The organism is Phytoactinopolyspora endophytica (assembly GCF_004138495.1).
Taxonomy (GTDB): Bacteria; Actinomycetota; Actinomycetes; order Jiangellales; family Jiangellaceae; genus Phytoactinopolyspora; species Phytoactinopolyspora endophytica.
This window is the reverse complement of record NZ_ML142849.1, coordinates 373,412-374,935: the sequence shown is the minus strand read 5'-3', so window position 1 is coordinate 374,935 and position 1,524 is coordinate 373,412. Positions and strand designations below refer to the sequence as shown.

Annotated in this window: 2 protein-coding genes; one reads left to right on the top strand and one right to left on the bottom strand. The window is 67.2% G+C overall.

The window, feature by feature from the left end:
- On the bottom strand, positions 1–417 hold a 417-nt coding region (locus ELR45_RS34360; protein WP_165367380.1), incomplete at its 3' end, for an alpha/beta fold hydrolase.
- Between the two features lie 188 nt (positions 418–605).
- Between ELR45_RS34360 and ELR45_RS01630 the strand changes: the two genes are divergently transcribed.
- Positions 606–1,524, top strand: a 919-nt coding sequence (locus ELR45_RS01630) for a hydroxymethylglutaryl-CoA reductase, degradative (RefSeq protein ID WP_205855684.1), incomplete at its 3' end; no start/stop codon positions are given.

Below are 1,524 nucleotides of genomic sequence, written 5' to 3'. Positions count from 1 at the left end.
GTGCAGGATGTAACGGCGGTCACGTCCGGGGATGGTCGAGAACAGTCCGAGGCTCCGCACCCGTTGCGGGTGCTTGATCGCCACCATCTGGGCCATCATGCCGCCCATGGAGTGGCCGGCGAGATGCGCGGAGGTCACGCCGAGATGGTCCAGCACGCGCAGGATGTCATCGGCCATGTCGGAGAGGTCGTAGCCGCCGTCGATGTCCTCCTCGCCGCCGAAGCGCTGCGAGAAGCCCGTGTCGCGGTTGTCGAACCGGACGACGGACAGGCCCTGGTCCGTGAGGAGGGAGACGAACTCGTCGTCCCAGCTGATCATCTGCGCCCCGCCGCCGGAGATGAGCACGAGGACAGGGTCGGCCTGGTCACCGAACACCTCGTAGTAGATCCGGACCCCATCGACGTCGGCGTACGGCATCGGCGTCTCCTTCCCTCGTTTTCGAGAGTCTAGGCGGGACTGCGGATAGTCGGGATGTGTCATCACCACATACACATCGTCGTGCAATGAGTGATGAATACATCGTCGTCGGCGACCGTCGCTCCTAATGTCGTGCCTGACACGCAGCGTCGATGATCAGGCGGCTGCACGTGAAGGAGGGGCGGCCCATGCCGAGAAACAGCCGAATCAAGGGTCTTCGCGACCACACTCCCGAGGAACGTCTCGACCTCGTGGCGGAGGCTGCGGGACTCGACGACGACGCTCTGAGCGCGTTGCGGCCGGGCGAGGGCTTGTCACTCGACCAGGCCGATCACATGATCGAGAACGTGGTCGGCGTCCTTGCCGTGCCGGTGGGTGTCGCGATGAACTTCATCATCGACGCAGAGGACCGCCTGATCCCCATGGCCACCGAGGAACCGAGCGTGGTCGCGGCCGCGTCGAACGCCGCGCGGATCGCGCGTGGGCACGGGGGCTTCCACACCTCGCACTCCGGCGACATCATGATCGCCCAGATCCAGGTGCTCGATGCGGTCGATCCCGAGGCGACCAGGATGCGCCTGTTGGAGGCGCGGGACGAACTGCTGGCGCTGGCCAACGACCAGGACCCGGTCCTCGTGCGGTTCGGCGGCGGCGCTCGGGACATCGCGGTGCGCGTGCTCCAGACCAGCGCCGGCAGGCAGGTGATCCTGCACCTGCATGTCGATGTGCGCGACGCGATGGGCGCCAACGCCGTCAACACGATGGCGGAGGCGCTGGCCCCCCGCGTGGCTGAGATCGCCGGCTCGCGCACGCTGTTGCGCATCCTCACCAACAAGGCCGAGCTGCGCCTCACCCGCGCGCGGGCAGTGTTCGATGCCGAGCTGCTCGGCGGCGCGCAGGTGGTCGACGACATCGTCGCCGCGAGCGCGTTCGCCGAGGCGGATCCGTATCGTGCCGCGACGCACAACAAGGGCATCATGAACGGCATCACCGCCGTTGTGCTCGCCACGGGCAACGACACCCGAGCGGTCGAATCCGGCTGCCACTCGCACGCGGCCCAAGACGGCCGGTACACCGCCCTGTCCCACTTCGAGAAAGACGCCGACG